9 protein-coding genes, 2 pseudogenes and 1 riboswitch are annotated in these 14501 nt (G+C 72.0%); of the genes and pseudogenes, 5 read left to right on the top strand and 6 right to left on the bottom strand.

Going from position 1 to position 14501, the window contains the following annotated elements; genetic code table 11:
• Positions 1–287: 287 nt before the first annotated feature.
• Positions 288–404 (top strand): annotated as a pseudogene (locus tag ACLQ28_RS21680) (TetR/AcrR family transcriptional regulator); the annotation flags it as partial.
• 120 nt (positions 405–524) lie between these two features.
• Positions 525–939: pseudogene (locus ACLQ28_RS21675) on the top strand (hypothetical protein); the annotation flags it as partial.
• A gap of 37 nt (positions 940–976) precedes the next feature.
• Here ACLQ28_RS21675 and ACLQ28_RS21670 read toward each other — a convergent pair.
• Entirely contained in the window at positions 977–1855 is an 879-nt protein-coding gene (locus ACLQ28_RS21670; protein ID WP_425688096.1) for an alpha/beta fold hydrolase, read from the bottom strand.
• A gap of 152 nt (positions 1856–2007) precedes the next feature.
• Between ACLQ28_RS21670 and ACLQ28_RS21665 the strand changes: the two genes are divergently transcribed.
• Entirely contained in the window at positions 2008–5382 is a 3375-nt protein-coding gene (locus ACLQ28_RS21665; protein WP_425688095.1) for a BTAD domain-containing putative transcriptional regulator, read from the top strand.
• Positions 5383–5724: 342 nt separating this feature from the next.
• A complete protein-coding gene (locus ACLQ28_RS21660; RefSeq protein ID WP_425688094.1) occupies positions 5725–7299 on the top strand; it encodes a Na+/H+ antiporter in 1575 nt (524 codons plus the stop codon).
• A 15-nt stretch (positions 7300–7314) separates the two neighbouring features.
• Here the strand turns inward: ACLQ28_RS21660 and ACLQ28_RS21655 are convergent, their stop codons facing one another.
• From ACLQ28_RS21655 to ACLQ28_RS21640, 4 genes are all read right to left on the bottom strand, one after another.
• Positions 7315–8058 carry an amino acid ABC transporter ATP-binding protein gene (locus tag ACLQ28_RS21655; RefSeq protein WP_425688093.1) on the bottom strand — a complete coding sequence of 248 codons (744 nt, stop codon included), beginning with the start codon at positions 8056–8058 and terminating at the stop codon, positions 7315–7317.
• On the bottom strand, positions 8055–8846 hold the full coding sequence (locus ACLQ28_RS21650) for an amino acid ABC transporter permease (protein ID WP_425688092.1): 792 nt from the start codon (positions 8844–8846) through the stop codon (positions 8055–8057). Before ACLQ28_RS21650 ends, ACLQ28_RS21655 begins: the two co-directional genes overlap by 4 nt.
• Positions 8847–8885: 39 nt before the next feature.
• Entirely contained in the window at positions 8886–9767 is an 882-nt protein-coding gene (locus tag ACLQ28_RS21645; RefSeq protein WP_425688091.1) for an ABC transporter substrate-binding protein, read from the bottom strand.
• A 274-nt stretch (positions 9768–10041) separates the two neighbouring features.
• A riboswitch (SAM riboswitch) is annotated at positions 10042–10153 on the bottom strand.
• 87 nt (positions 10154–10240) lie between these two features.
• The gene (locus ACLQ28_RS21640; RefSeq protein ID WP_425688090.1) at positions 10241–12199 is read right to left on the bottom strand and encodes an amino acid transporter; all 1959 of its coding nucleotides are present in this window, start codon (positions 12197–12199) and stop codon (positions 10241–10243) included.
• A gap of 168 nt (positions 12200–12367) precedes the next feature.
• Between ACLQ28_RS21640 and corA the strand changes: the two genes are divergently transcribed.
• The gene (gene corA / locus ACLQ28_RS21635) at positions 12368–13498 is read left to right on the top strand and encodes a magnesium/cobalt transporter CorA (RefSeq protein ID WP_425688089.1); all 1131 of its coding nucleotides are present in this window, start codon (positions 12368–12370) and stop codon (positions 13496–13498) included.
• A 409-nt stretch (positions 13499–13907) separates the two neighbouring features.
• Here corA and ACLQ28_RS21630 read toward each other — a convergent pair whose 3' ends face one another.
• On the bottom strand, positions 13908–14423 hold the full coding sequence (locus ACLQ28_RS21630; protein ID WP_425688088.1) for a 2'-5' RNA ligase family protein: 516 nt from the start codon (positions 14421–14423) through the stop codon (positions 13908–13910).
• Positions 14424–14501 lie beyond the last annotated feature (78 nt).

Raw genomic sequence — 14501 nt, 5'->3', positions numbered from 1 at the left:
GCCGAGGTGCGATGGCCTTCGGTGGGTCCGAGGTACGGGCCGTCGCCCTCGCCGGAGGCGTGCAGTGAGTGTCGATCAGGGGCAGAAGGCCGCGGCGGTCGGCGGGTCGACCCGGACCGGAGCTGAACGCAGGCGGGGACGCCTGGTCGTACGCCCTCGTGATCGCCTTCGCCGCCACGCTCGGCGCGGGTTACCGCTGGCTGCGGTCGATGGCACCGTCGGCCGATTGACCGATGCCGTTGCCGCAGCGGGCGGCCCGCAGCGGGCGGCCCGCAGCGGGGCAGCGCGCCTCCCGGGTCGGCACCGCGGCCGGCCAACAGCACGGTGCGGCCTACGGCTACGCCTTCGAGTTCGGCCTGCAACGCGTCCTCGACGGGATCGCCGTGGTGGTCGCCGAGCGGGCGACCTCCGGGGAGCCCGCGCTACCGCCCGCGGACGAACACCACCACCGCTACCTGACTCGACGGCCGGGCCTGGCGGAACCCACCCGGCACCGGTCGTCCAGGTGGTACGACTTGGGCGTCGCCTACCGAACGGCGTGGTTCCGCCGGCACGTGGGCATCCTGTGGGACCTGGGCACCTTCTGGCCCCGGGCCGCGCACCCGTTCGCACCCCCGAGCTACGCCGACCGCGCGGTGAGGAGGTGCTGCGTCAGGTGGGGGAGCGGGTCGAGTGGCGGTGGCTCAACCTGTGGCGGGACACGGATCCGATCGGCGGTTGGACCTTCGCCGCGCACCGGCCCGGCGATCCGCCCACGGACCCCGCCGATCCGGCCAGCCGGGTCGACCGGCGGTTGCGGGACCCACGCGACCTGCTTCCCCCACCGGGCGAGCGCCGCCCGCCGCCGGTGCGGGGCCACCATCCGGCGAGTCCGACCCCGATTTCCGGGCGGCGGTGCGCGAACTCGCCGGACGAATCCTCGACGCGGATGGTGGCTGAGCGCTCGATCATCACCGCCCGGACGCGCGACCGTCGATCAACGGGCGAGCAGGGCGCGCAGCTCCCGGACCACCTCGGCTGGCGCCTCCTCGGCCATGAAGTGCCCGCAGGTGACTGTCTGGTGCGCCAGGTCCGGTGCCCACGCCCGCCACAACCCCGCCGCGTCGTAGCCGAGCGCCGCGCCCCAGTCCTGCTGGAGCACGGTCACCGGCATCCGCAGTTGGTTGCCGGCCACCCGGTCGGCGGTGTCGTGGGCGACGTCGATCCCGGCCGACGCCCGGTAGTCGGCGACGATCGAGGTGACCGCGTTTCGGGACGCGCGCAGGTACGCGGCCCGCACGTCCGCCGGCAGGGCTTCCGGATCGCGGGTCCAGACGTCCAGGAAGTGACCGAAGAAGGCGTCCGGGCTGGCGCCGATCAGTTCCTCGGGCAGGCCGGGCGGCTGCGCCATCAGGTACAGGTGAAACCCGACCGCGGCGGTGGTGCCGTGCAGCACGTCCCACATGTCCAGGGTCGGCAGCACGTCGAGCAGGGCGAGCTGGCTGATCGTCTCCGGATGGTCGAGACCGGCGCGGAACGCGACCAGGGCGCCCCGGTCGTGTCCGGCCAGGGCGAACCGTTCGTGGCCGAGCGCGCCGGCCAACCCCACGATGTCGGCGGCCATGGTGCGCTTGGCGTACCCGGTGCCGTCGGTGTCGAGTGGCTTGTCGCTGTCGCCGTAGCCACGTAGGTCGGGGCAGATGACCGTGTGGTCGGCAGCCAGGTCGGCCGCGACGTGCCGCCACATGAGGTGGGTCTGCGGAAAGCCGTGCAGCAGCACGACAGCTGGCCCGGAGCCGGCCACGGCGGCGTTCAGCGCCACACCGTCGGCCACGGTGACGCGCCGGTAGTCGAAGCCGTTGATCTTGGGGTCCACGGGGAACCTTCCTGGTGAGCAGGGGCGGCCGGGGCAGTGGCCCATCGCCGAGTACGGTGTCGAGCCTGCCCGGTGGTGATCAGCAATTGGTCAGTGCCGAATCAGTGCGGGCAGGTCGCCGTCGTTCGCGCCGATCCGCCTAGATTGGTGCCATGACCAGGCAGCCAACGGCACCTGTCGCGGTGACGTTCGGCGTACTCGGGCCGGTGACCGCCGCGACCGAGCGTGGCCCGGTCCCGCTCAAGGGGCACCGGCAGCGCCTGGTACTGGCCCGGTTGCTGATCGCACACGGCCGGGTGGTGCCGGTGGACCGTCTCGTCGACGACCTGTGGGAGGTCGCGCCGGACGGGGCGGTGGGCGCGATCCGCACCTTCATCGCCGACCTGCGCCGGGCCGTGGAACCTGATCGACCGCCAAGGCAGCCGCCCCGGATCCTGGTCACCGAGCCACCCGGATACGTGCTGCGGGCCGCACCGGACGCGGTGGACGCCGGCCAGTTCGAGGCGGCCGTCGGCGAGACCGGAAGCCTGCTGGCAGCGGGACGTCCCGCGCCGGCCCTGGCCGCGCTCGACGCGGCACTGGGGCTCTGGCGCGGCCCCGCGTACGCCGACTGCGCGAACGAAGCCTGGGCGGTCGCGGAGATCAATCGACTGGATGAGCTGCGGATGCTCGCCGTCGAGCGGCGGGCGGAGGCGCTGTTGGCGTTGCGTCGACCGGACGAGGCCGCCGCCGACCTGCCCGCCCACCTCGCCCGACATCCGTTGCGCGAGGACGCGTGGCGGCTGCTCGCGGTGGCCCGGTACCGCTCCGGCCGGCAGGGCGACGCGCTGGCCGCGCTGCGTGCGGCCCGGGACGTCCTGGTGACCGAGTTGGGCGTGGATCCGGGGCCCGAGCTGCGGCAGTTGGAAGCCGACATCCTGGCCCAGGCACCGCACCTCAACCCACCCCCGGAAGACGCCGTCACCCCCAGCCTCGCCGGACTTGTCCGACCCGTCGGGCCGGGGTCGACCCGACAGCGTCCGTTCGTCGGCCGTGAGGCGGAGCTGGACCGGCTGCGGCAGGCCGCCGCAGCCACCGCCCAACGCCGCCAACCCACCCTGGCCCTGCTCAGCGGTGATCCGGGCGCCGGCAAGACCGCGCTGGCGGAAACCCTGACCCAGCGGCTCGCCGCCGAGGGGTGGACCACGGCGTGGGGACGCAGCCCGGAATACGAGGGTGCACCGGCGGCCTGGCCGTGGACCCAGGTCACCGACGCGCTCGCCGGGCCGGCCGGAGCCGTTGAGTCCGCCGGAGCTGTGGAGCCCGCTGGGTTGGCCGACAGCCCGGGTGACCCCGCCGGGACGCGCTTCCGCCGGCAGCGCGCGGTGGCGTCGTTGGTCTCGGCGGTCGCCGACCGAGGGCCGGTGCTGCTGGTCCTCGACGACCTGCACCGAGCCGACGGCGACACCCTGGACCTGTTGACCGCCCTGCTCACCGGCCCGCAGCCGGCCACCGGGCCGGTGCTGATTCTCGGCACCTACCGGGCCACCGAGATCAGCGCGGAGTTGACCGCAGCCCTGGCACACACCGCCGGGCTGGAGCCGACCCGGGAGTATCTCGCCGGCCTGCCCGCGTCGGCGACCGGAGAATTGGCCCGCGCCGTCGTCGGGGCGGAACTGGACCCGGCCACCGTCCGGTTGATCCACCACCGCAGCGGCGGCAACCCGTTCTTCGTCCGCGAACTGGCCCAGTTGTACGCGGGCGAGGGCGAGGCGGCCCTGGCCGCAGTGCCGCCCGGGGTGCGCGACGTGATCCGGCACCGGTTGGCACAACTGCCCGCGCCGACCCGAACCGTGCTGCGGCAGGCGGCCGTGCTCGGCCGGGACCTCGACCCGGAGGTGCTCAGCGCGCTGGCCGCTGATCCTTCGGCTGTGCTGGACGCCGTCGACCGTGCCCTGCAGGCCGGGTTCCTCACCGAGCGGGAAGGCGACGGGCGGGTGCGCTTCACCCACATCCTGGTCCGCGACACGCTCTACGCCGACCTGTCCGCGCCGCGCCGCGCCGCCTGGCACGCCGCCGTCGCCGAGGTGCTGCGACAACGGCATCCCATCGAACCCGCCGCCCTCGCGCACCACCTGCTTCGCGCTGGTGGCCCAGTCGCTGCCGGTCGCGCTGCGGCGTACGCCCGCACGGCTGCCGAGCGGGCCGAACGGGGCGGGAATCCGCACGAGGCGGCCCGTCTGTGGGGGCAGGCGATCGACGCGTACGACCGCGCCGGTGGGGTCGAACAACGCGAGCGGCTGACCGCGTTGCTCGGTCTGGGACGCGCGCTGGCCGTGACGGGCCGGCTGGCCGAGGCGCGGCGGAGGCGAGCCGAGGCGATCGCCGCAGCCGAAACCGTCGGCGACCCCCTGCTGATCGAGGAGGTGTTGGCGGGTTTCGACGTGCCCGCCATCTGGACGCGCAACGACGACGACCTGCTCTCCGGGCACATCGTCCGGGCCGCCGAGCACGCGCTGACCGCTCTCGGCTCGACCGGCTCGGCTGGCTCGGCGCAGCGCAGCCGGCTGCTGAGCACCCTCGCGCTGGAGTTGCGCGGCACCACCACCGATCGCGGCCGCCGTGCGGCGGAGGAGGCCGAGACGATCGCCCGGACCGTTGGCGATCCCGGGCTGCTGGCCTTCGCGCTCAACGCCCGTTTCATGCACGCCTTCCAGCGTGTCGGTCTGGCCGGTGCGCGGGCCCGGATCGGCGGCGAACTGGTCGACCTGGCTGCCCGGCACCAGTTGGTGACCTTCGAGGTGCTCGGGCACCTCGTCCTGGTCCAGGCCAACTGCGCGTTGGCCGACCGGCCCGGCGCCGACGCGCACGCCCGCGCCGCCGACCGCCTCGCCGAACGGTACGAGCTGCCATTGGTTGGCGTCTTCACCCGGTGGTACGCGGCGTTGCGCCTGGCGCTGGACGGCGAGTCGGCCGCGGCGGCGGAGGCGTACCGGACGGCCGCCGACCGACTGCCCGCCGACGCTATGCCGGGGCTGACTCGTGGGCTACTCCCGCTCGCCCTGCTCGGTCTGCGCCTGGCCGAAACCGTGAGCGGCGACCCGCTGGCAGGTGACGCCCGGCTGCTCCCCGGGCGGCGGCCGATTCCCGGGCCGGACGACGAGGACTGGGCGCGGCTGGACTGGGGCCCGCACGAGCCCTGGGTTCGGCCCCTGCTGCTCGCCGCCGCCGACGACCCCAGTGCCGCCCGAGCGGCGCTGCGGGCCCTGCCGGACGGGCCGCACGACCTGCTGCGGGAGGTGCGGCTGTGCCTCACCGGCCGGGCGGCGCTCGCCATCGACGACCGGCCCACCATGGAACGCGTCGCCGCCGCGCTCCGCCCGGCCGCCGCCGAACTGGCAGCCGGCAGCGGGGTGGTCACCGTCGGCCCGGTGGCCGGGCATCTCGCCGATCTGGCTGCTGCTCTGGGCCGCGACGAGGAAGCCGCCGGGCACCGCCGTACCGCGCGGGTGCTCACTGCGCGCGTCCGCGCCGACGACCCAACCTGAGCGCTGGACAAGCCGTGCTCTGCGAGATCTTGGACAGTTACCGTCTTGCGGACGGTAACTGTCCAAGATCTACGAACGACCGCCGAACCGGCCGAGCCGAACGCCGGGCAGCGCCTGTTTCGCGCCGACATCGCGATGTCGACCAGACCCGGAAACGCCAGCGGTCGGTGCTGATGCGGGGTCAGCTGTTCCGGCGCTCCCGGTGCCCGTTCTCGTGCCACACGACACGCCCCCGCTCGGGCTACCCGGGGACTTGCCGGTTTCCGCCGGAACCAGCCGGCGGGTGCGGTCAGATGGAACCACCGGCGCGTCCACCGCCGGCCAGCGATCGAGGGGGTACGCGTGGAGGTGCTCGTCCTGATCGTGGTGCTGGGCGTCACCGTCCTCGTTGGTACCACTCTCGGCGGTCGGTACCGGGTCGCCCCGCCGGTCTTGCTCATCGCGTTCGGGGTGCTGCTCGGGTTCACGCCGCCGCTGTCCGAGGTGACCCTGGAACCGGACCTGGTGCTGCTGATCTTCCTGCCGGCGATCCTGTACCGGGAGAGCCTCACCATCAGCCTGCGCGAGATCCGAGCCAACCTGCCGGTGATCGGGCTGCTCGCCGTGGTGTTGGTGGTGCTCACCATGGTCACGGTGTCGTTCACCGCGCAGGCGTTCGGGGTGAACCCCGCTGCCGCCTGGGTGCTCGGCGCGGTCCTCGCGCCGACTGACGCCGCCGCGGTGACCGGCCTCGCCAAACGGCTGCCCCGGAAGCTGCTCACCACCCTGCACGCGGAGAGCTTGATCAACGACGGCACCGCCCTGGTGATCTTCGCGGTGGCGGTGGGTCTGCTCGCCGGGCGTGCGCAGCCGGGTGTGCTGGGCGTCAGCGAGGAGTTCGTCGGGGCCAGCGTCGGCGGCGTGCTCGCCGGTCTGCTGGTGGGGGCCGCCGTGGTGCTGATCCGTAAGCGGCTCGACGATCCGCTGCGCGAGGGCGCGCTGAGTGTGCTGACACCGTTCGGTGCCTTCCTGCTCGCCGACTCGGTGCACGCCAGCGGTGTGCTGGCGGTGGTGGTCGCCGGACTCATGCTGGCCTACGCCGGCCCACGGGTGATCCGCGCCCGGTCCCGGGTGCTGGCGTACGCGTTCTGGGACCTGACCACGTTCCTGATCAACGGTGGGCTGTTCGTCCTGCTCGGCACGCAGATACCCCGGGCGGTACGGGGCATCACGAGCACCTCGCCCGGGCGGGCGCTGGTGATCGTGCTCGTGGTCACCGTGGTCGTCCTGGCCACGCGGCTGCTCTTCATCTATCTGACGACGCAGACGGCGAGGCTGCGGCGCCGCCGCATGGCGATCGAGGATCAGGGGCCGTCCGGCTGGCGGGTGGGGACCGTCGCAGGCTGGTCCGGTTTCCGGGGTGCGGTGTCGCTGGCCGCCGCACTGGCCGTCCCGACGATGACGGTCGCCGGTCGGCCGGTGGTCGAACGCGACCTGATCATCTTCGTCACCGCGCTGGTGATCGTGCTGATCATGCTCTTGCAGGGCACCACCCTGCCGCAGGTGGTGCGCTGGGCGGGGTTGGTCGGCGACCCCGAACGCGTCGACGAGGCCCGCAACGCCCGGCGACGGGCCACCGAGGTGGGCCTGGCCGCCCTGCCCCAGGTCGCCGCCGAGGTCGGTGCTCGGGAGGAGTCGGTGCGCCGGTTGCAGGCCGAGTACCAACGCCACCTGGAGGACGTCAACGAGAGCGGGGGGAACACCGCCGAGGAACGTCACCTGGAACGCCGGCTGCGCCTCGGGGTCCTCGCCCACAAGCGGCGGGAAATCACCCGCCTGCGCGACAGCCGGGAGATCGACGACCTCGTGCTGCAGGAACTCCAGTCGGCGCTGGACAACGAGGAGATTCGGCTGTTGGGTCGTGAACCCAACGACTGATCGCGGTCGACGGGCTCAGAGCACCTGGGCGAGGAACCGGCGCAGCCGAGGATGCTCGGCTCGTTCAAAGATCGTCTCGGGCGGGCCGGCCTCCAGCACCACGCCCCGGTCCATGAAGGCGACGGTGTCGGCGACCTGCCGGGCGAAGCCCATCTCGTGGGTGACCACCACCATGGTCATGCCCGCCGCGGACAGGTCGGCCATCACCCCGAGTACGCCCTTGACCAGCTCCGGGTCGAGCGCCGAGGTGGCCTCGTCGAAGAGCATCACCTCGGGCCGTAACGCCAGCGCCCGGGCGATCGCCACCCGTTGCTGCTGACCGCCGGAGAGCTGCGCCGGCCGTGCGTCGGCCTTGGCGGCCAACCCCACCAGCTCCAGTTGGGCCCGGGCGACCGCCTCCGCCTCGTCCTCGCCGAGCTTGCGGAGCCGGCGCAGCGCGAGGGTGACGTTGCGCAGCACGCTCATGTGCGGGAAGAGGTTGAACTGTTGGAAGACCATGCCCACCCGCTGCCGCAACGCGTCCGGGTCGTCGCCCAGCACGCTGCGCCCGTCCAGCAGCACGTCGCCGCGGTCCGGCTCGATCAGCCGGTTGATGGTGCGCAGCAGGGTGGACTTCCCCGACCCGGACGGGCCGATCACACAGGCCGTCGCCCCGCGCGGCACGGTGAGATCGACACCGCGCAGCACCCGGTTCGGCCCGAAGGCGAGGTGCACATCGCGTACGTCGAGGCTGACCGAGGTGGTCGTCGCGGTGGTCATCGCCGGTCTCCTTCCGTTGCGGCGGGCAGCGCCGACGCGGTGTCGTCGTCCTGGTCCTCGTCCTCGTCTGACGGTGTGGTGGTTGGCCGCCCGTTGCGTAGCCGCCGGTCGATCCAGTTGACGACGTGCGTCAGCGGAACGGTCAGCACCAGGTAGCAGAGCCCCGCCAGCAGCAGCGCGGACTCGTTGCCGGTGGTGGCCGCGTAGTCCTGCCCGATCCGGAACAGCTCCCGCTGACTGGCCACCAGGCCGAGGAAGTAGACCAGGCTGGAGTCCTTGATCAGGGCGATGAGCTGGTTCACCCAGGCCGGAAGCACCCGCCGGATGCCCTGCGGAATGATCACCAGCCGCATCGCGTCGGCCCAGGAGAAACCGAGCGCACGGGCACCCTCCAGCTGGGCTGCCTCCACCGACTGGATGCCGGAGCGGAAGATCTCTCCGATGTACGCGGCCGCGATGAGCGACAGCGCCAGGATTCCCAACGGGTAGGGGTCCGGCCCCCAGACCTGCATGCCCAGCGGGGCCAGCCCGACGCCGATCAGCAGGATCGTCGCCGCGGCCGGAAGCCCTCGGAACACGTCGGTGTAGACCCGCGCCGGCCAGCGCAGCCAACGGCTGCGGGAGATGCCGGCGACGGCCAGCAGCAGGCCCAGCACCGAACCGAGCAGGGCGGCGGAGACTGCCAGGATCAGCGTGTTGGGCAACCCGACGGTCAGCATCTCGGGCAGCGCCTCGCCCATCGCGTGCCAGTCGAAGAAGGTCTCCCACAGGGTGCTCAACGGATCCATCGGTCGCCTCTCCTACCGCCCTGCTCGCTCATCACCGGATCAGGAAGCGGCCGACGCGGACGCCGACGGCGTGGCCGCCGCGGACGGGGCCGTCACCGTGCCGCTGCCCGGCTTGAAGTCCGCCGGGATCGGCCGGCCCGGGTAGTACTGCGCCTGCAACCGGGTCCAGGTGCCGTCCGCGATGACCTCGTCGAGGCCCTTGTTCAGTGCCTCGCGCAGCTTGTCGCCGCCCTTGGCGACGGCGTACGCCGTCGGTGCCGGGCTGAGCTGCTTCGCCGCAACGGTGATCTTGCCGCTGCTGTCGGCGGCCGACTTCTCGCCGATCTCGGCCGGGGCGATCCACGCGTCGGCGGTGCCGGCCTTGAGCTGGTTGATCGCGCCGTTGTAGTCCGGCACCCGCACCGGGTCGAGCTGCTCGCCGGTGGCGTAGTCGTCCTGGACGGTGCCCTGTACCACCACGACCCGCTTGCCGGCGAGCTGGTCGAAGCTGGTGATCGGAGAGCCAGCCGGCACGTCCAGGCCGAAGTAGCCGAAGTCGTAGCCGTTGCCGAAGTCGACGGTCTTCTTCCGCGCCTCGGTGATGGTGATCGAGGAGCTGCCAACGTCGAACTTGTGGTTGTTGACCTGGGAGAGCAGGGCGGAGAAGTCGGTGCCGACGAACTCGACCTTGAGGCCGAGCTTGCCGGCCACGGCGGTCAGCAGGTCGTTGTCGAAACCGGTGAACTTGCCGTCCTTGAGGTAGACGTTCGGCGGGGCGTCGGTCAGCGTGCCGGCCCGCAGCACGCCCGGCTGCGCCAGGCCGTACGGGTTCGCGGTGGCGTCGGACGAGCTGTCGCCGCCGCAGGCGGTGAGGGTGGTGGCGGCCAGGATGGTGGCCGCGCCCAAGGCGGCGGCGCGGGTCAGGGCAGGAAGAAATCGCACGGGTGTCTCCGGGAAGGTCGCGTCTCGGCGCGCACGGACGTACGCCGCCGACGGTGCGCCCGCTGGGCGTACCGCTGGAAAGGGTTCGGGAAAGGGGTGCGCTAGTGCGTGATGCCGCGGCGACAGGCGGCGCCGCACATTCGCATCATGTCCACGTGCCGTCGCCGGGTCAGTGCCGGCGAGGGCCAACCGGCGCGGAAATCCGCGACGTCGGTCAGTGGGGCGGTGCTGAGGATGCGCATGGTTCTCCCGGGTCTGTGCTGACCTGGGTGCCAGGCCACGCTTGCACCGGCGTCGTGCCGGTGCCTGGTCTTCACCCGGGGCACCCCACCGCGGAGGAGGGTTGCCGGCCAGCGAGCCGGGGCTTCGCGCTGGCACTCATGACCTGCGGCGAGGCTAGCAGCACGCCCGGGTAGGTCGTCCAGTCGTTATGACCACGCTCACCGTGCGCGACGAGCTGCCCCGCCCGCAGGTCAGCCGGCGTGCACGTGCGGTCGACGGTGCGGGTCGGGCTCCTGGCGGCGCAAGATCTCTCGGGTCACCGAGGCGATGGCACCCTGTCCGAACGCCAGGTAGCGCAGGAGGTTGCGAGCCGGTCCGCCCTCGGACCACTCGAAGTAGATGTGGGGGCGCCGACGGCTGCGGTCGCGGATCTCCAGCAGCAGGGCGGCGAGCGCGGTGGGCACCGAGGAACTGGCCAGGCTGAGCACCGGGAAGCGGCCGTCGGCCACGCTGCCGCGTACCAGCAGCTCGGTCTCGAAGTCGGACGGGTCGGTGACCTGGACCTCGACGAAGATGACGTCGCTGTCATCGGGGAAGTCGTTGTCCGCCATGGTTTGCGCCAGCTTGGCGCGGTACTCCGCCGCGTCCCGGCGGTCGGGATCGTGGGCGATGAGCCGGATTCGCCGTCCGGCCCGATCGTCGATCATCCGCGTCGCGGCGGGGTCCAGTTCGATATGGTCGACCCGCAGCTCATAGGCCCGCATCAGCCGGGACAGCACCGACACCAGGATGATCCCGCCGATGAAACAGGCCGCGATCTTGACGCCGTCGGGACGTTCCGCCACGTTCGCCAGGGTGGTGTAGACGAAGATCACCGCGATGGTTCCGAACGCGATGGTGCGGCCGCGCTGACGCCGCCGCACCGCCGCGAGCGTCACCGCCGTCGCCGCCGAAGTGATCAACACCAGGACGCCTGTGGCGTACGCGCCGCCCTGCGCGTCCACGCTGGCCTCGAAGACGACCGTGATCAGAAACGCCACCGCGGTGAAAACCAGCACCAGCGGCCGGACGGCCCGAGCCCAGGTCGGAGCCATGCCGTAGCGGGGCAGGTAGCGGGGTACGAGGTTGAGTAGACCGGCCATCGCCGACGCCCCCGCGAACCACAGGATCCCGATGGTGGACAGGTCGTAGACAGTGCCGAACACCTCGCCGAGGTGCTCGTGCGCCAGGTAGGCCAGCGCCCGGCCGTTCGCCGGTCCGCCCGGCTGGAAATCCTCCGCCGGGATCAGCACAGTGGTCGTCAAGCTGCTGGTGATCAGAAAGGCGCTCATGATCACCGCGGCGGTGGTGAGCAGTCGGTGCGCCCCGCGGATCCGGCCCAGCGGTCGAGCCTCGGAGTCCTGTGGGTCACCTCGTACGCTCGGCATGACCGCCACCCCGGTCTCGAAGCCGGACAGGCCCAACGCCAGTTTCGGGAAGAGCAGCAGCGACAGCCCGACCACCATCCAGGGATCGCCGTGGCCGGTGGTCAGCGTGGTGGTCCAGTCCCCGACCGCGCTCGGGTGCGTCACCACCCGCCACAGCGCGTCGCCCATCACCACCGCGTTCAACGCCAGGTAGACCGCGACCAGGACGACGGCGATCCCGATGGCCTCGCCGAATCCCTTGAGGAACACTGCGCCCAGCAGCGTCAGCAGCAGCAGCGTGAGCAGCACCTCGTGTCCCTTGAGCCCGCTCGGCCAGAACGGGTTCTCGTCGAGGTGCGCGGTCGCGTCGGCGGCCGACAGGGTGATGGTGATGATGAAGTCGGTGGCCGCGAAACCGAGCAGCACCAGCACCAGCAACTTGCCCGGCCAGTAGCTCAGCAGGCGTACCAACATCGCGATCGAGCCCTCACCGTGCGGGCTCTCCACCGCCACCCGGCGGTAGACCGGCAGCGCACCCAGCAGCGTCACCAGTACCAGGACCAGGGTCGCCACCGGCGACAGTGCCCCGGCGGCCAGCGCCGCGATGCCCGGCTGGTAGCCCAGCGTGGAGAAGTAGTCGACGCCGGTCAGACACATCACCTTCCACCACGGGTGGTGCCGCTGCTCCGGCGGACGCCCGTGCGGCCCCGGCTGCTGCGCGACCTGGTCGGAGCCGGCGTCGAGTAACCACCCCCGCAGCCGGCCGGCGCGCCTGTTGACCTCCATCGGCGCGTCCCCCGTCATCCCGCCCATGGTCACCGTGAGTATCCGCCCGTTCAGCCGCGTCCGTCCGCCGGTGCTCGGAACTCGTCCGGTGCACGGCCGGGTTTCGGCCCGGAGACAGCGGGGAAGCAGCGCCCCCGGGTTGGCGGATCGCGCCGGACCGGACGTCACCGGGGGAGGGGACAGGGCATGGTCGGTGGCCGTCGCTCCCGCTCGGGTGGTGGTTTCGGTCGCCAACTGGACGAGTACGAGACCAGGGTCGGTGTGCCGCCACCTGCGGAGTCGCCTGCTTCGCCCGCCGTTGGCCTGGTGGACAGCGCGGTCTACGTCCGAGGACACCGGTTCGCCTCGCCGGCCGGCCTCGCCGAGACGTACCGCTGCCTGCAGGAGCAGGACGGCGCGATGGCCTGGATCGGGTTGTACCGGCCCGACATCGACCAGATCACCTCGCTGGCCCGGGAGTTTCGGCTACACGACCTGGCGGTCGAGGACGCGATCAACGCCCACCAGCGACCCAAGCTGGAACGGTACGGGCACACCCTGTTCGTGGTGCTGCGCGCCGCCAGCTACGACGACCTGCGGGAGGAGGTCGAGTTCTCCGAGTTGCACCTGTTCATCGGGCCGGGTTTCGTGGTCACCGTTCGGCACGGTGAGGCACCGGATCTGGCCGCGGTGCGGCGGCGGATGGAGACCGAGGCGCAGATGCTCGCCCGGGGCCCCGAGGCGGTCCTGTACGCGATCCTCGACCAGGTCGTCGACGGGTACGCGCCGGTGGTGGCCGGGCTGGAGAACGACATCGACGAGATCGAGACGCAGGTGTTCGGCGGCGACCCGAACGCCAGCCGGCGCATCTACGGCCTCAGCCGTGAGGTCATCCAGTTCCAGCGGGCCGCCCGCCCACTGCTCAGCGTGCTCGACGCGTTGGCCGACGGCGCCGGCAGCGCCAGCACGGACGAGGAGCTGCGCCGCTACCTGCGCGACGTGACCGACCACCTGACCCAGGTGGTGGAGCGGGTGGACGGTTTCCGGCACCTGTTGCAGAACATCCTCACCGTCAACGCCACCCTCGTCTCGCAGCAGCAGAACGAGGAGATGCGCAGCCTCACCGCGGCGAGCTACGCGCAGAATGAGGAACTGAAGAAGGTCTCGTCCTGGGCGGCGATCCTGTTCGCACCCACGCTCATCGGCACGGTGTACGGGATGAACTTCATCCACATGCCGGAGCTGAACTGGCGCTTCGGCTACCTGTTCGCGTTGCTGCTGATGCTGCTGGTCTGCGGCACCCTCTACGTGATCTTCAAGCGGCGCGGCTGGCTGTGAACCGCGCGGCCGGGGTCACTCGATGCCGCGCAGGATGTGCCGTTCGTCCTCGACGTCGTCGTCGCCGGCACTGATCCGGCCGAGCAGCACGGCGGCGGCCCAGATCGTCAATGGCGTGGCCGTCCCGGTCATGCCTCCGCCGGTACGGTCGTCCCGGGTCTGGTTCCGCTCCGCGCGCGGTCGCCTGCGCTGAACCTGCATAGGGCGCTGCCCTCCTCGTCGAAGCCGCCTCAGTGACACGGGGTGCGCCCGCGCCGCTGGCCGGGTCACCCGCCCTTGGGCAGGCCATCACCGGTACGACATCCATGCCGAACCATCCCACGCCGGGCCGCATCGGCACCGCTGGTTTTGCAATTTCCCGATGTCGCCTCGCCAAACCGGACATTTTGCCGCTCGGTGCGGCGGGTGCTCAGGGCAGCGGGTGGGCGATGCCGCGCGCGTGGTCGGTGAGTGCCGCACCGACCACGGTCGCGGCCAGCGGCAACACCTCAAGGCAACGCCGCACCGCGGCGGCCATCAGCGCGTTCGGCACCCGCATGGAGAGCGTGCAGTGCGGCACCCAGCGGCCCGGCTGGTAGTGCTCGGCCAATCCGATGCCGGCGGCGGTGAGCCGGTCGTGCACCAAGCGTTGGTGGGTCAGCAGCTCCGGTGTCGGCGCCGGGCCGAGCCAGAGCACCCGGCCGACGAACTGCCCGGCGTGCTGGAAGTCGAGGCGCAGCGGGGCCGCCACGACCGTCTCGTGCAGCGCCTCGACGACCTGCTCGGGGTTGAACCGAGGGGCCACCGCGAGGGAGACGTGCGGCCGGTGGCGCTGCTCCCACAGCGACCGCATGCTCTGCACACCCTCGGCCTCCAGCGCGTCCCAGAGCACCCGGATCCGCCGAGTGGCGTCCGGGTCCAGATACAGCTCCAACGCCGCGACCACGTGATCACCGTAGCGGCCGAGGTTTGACCTGGCTCTGCCGGCGGTACTGGATCGGAAGCCGACCAGGAAGGCGTGTCC

It is taken from the genome of Micromonospora sp. DT201 (genome assembly GCF_049841575.1).
Taxonomy (GTDB): domain Bacteria; phylum Actinomycetota; class Actinomycetes; order Mycobacteriales; family Micromonosporaceae; genus Micromonospora.
This window is presented reverse-complemented; position numbering and strand designations above follow the sequence as displayed.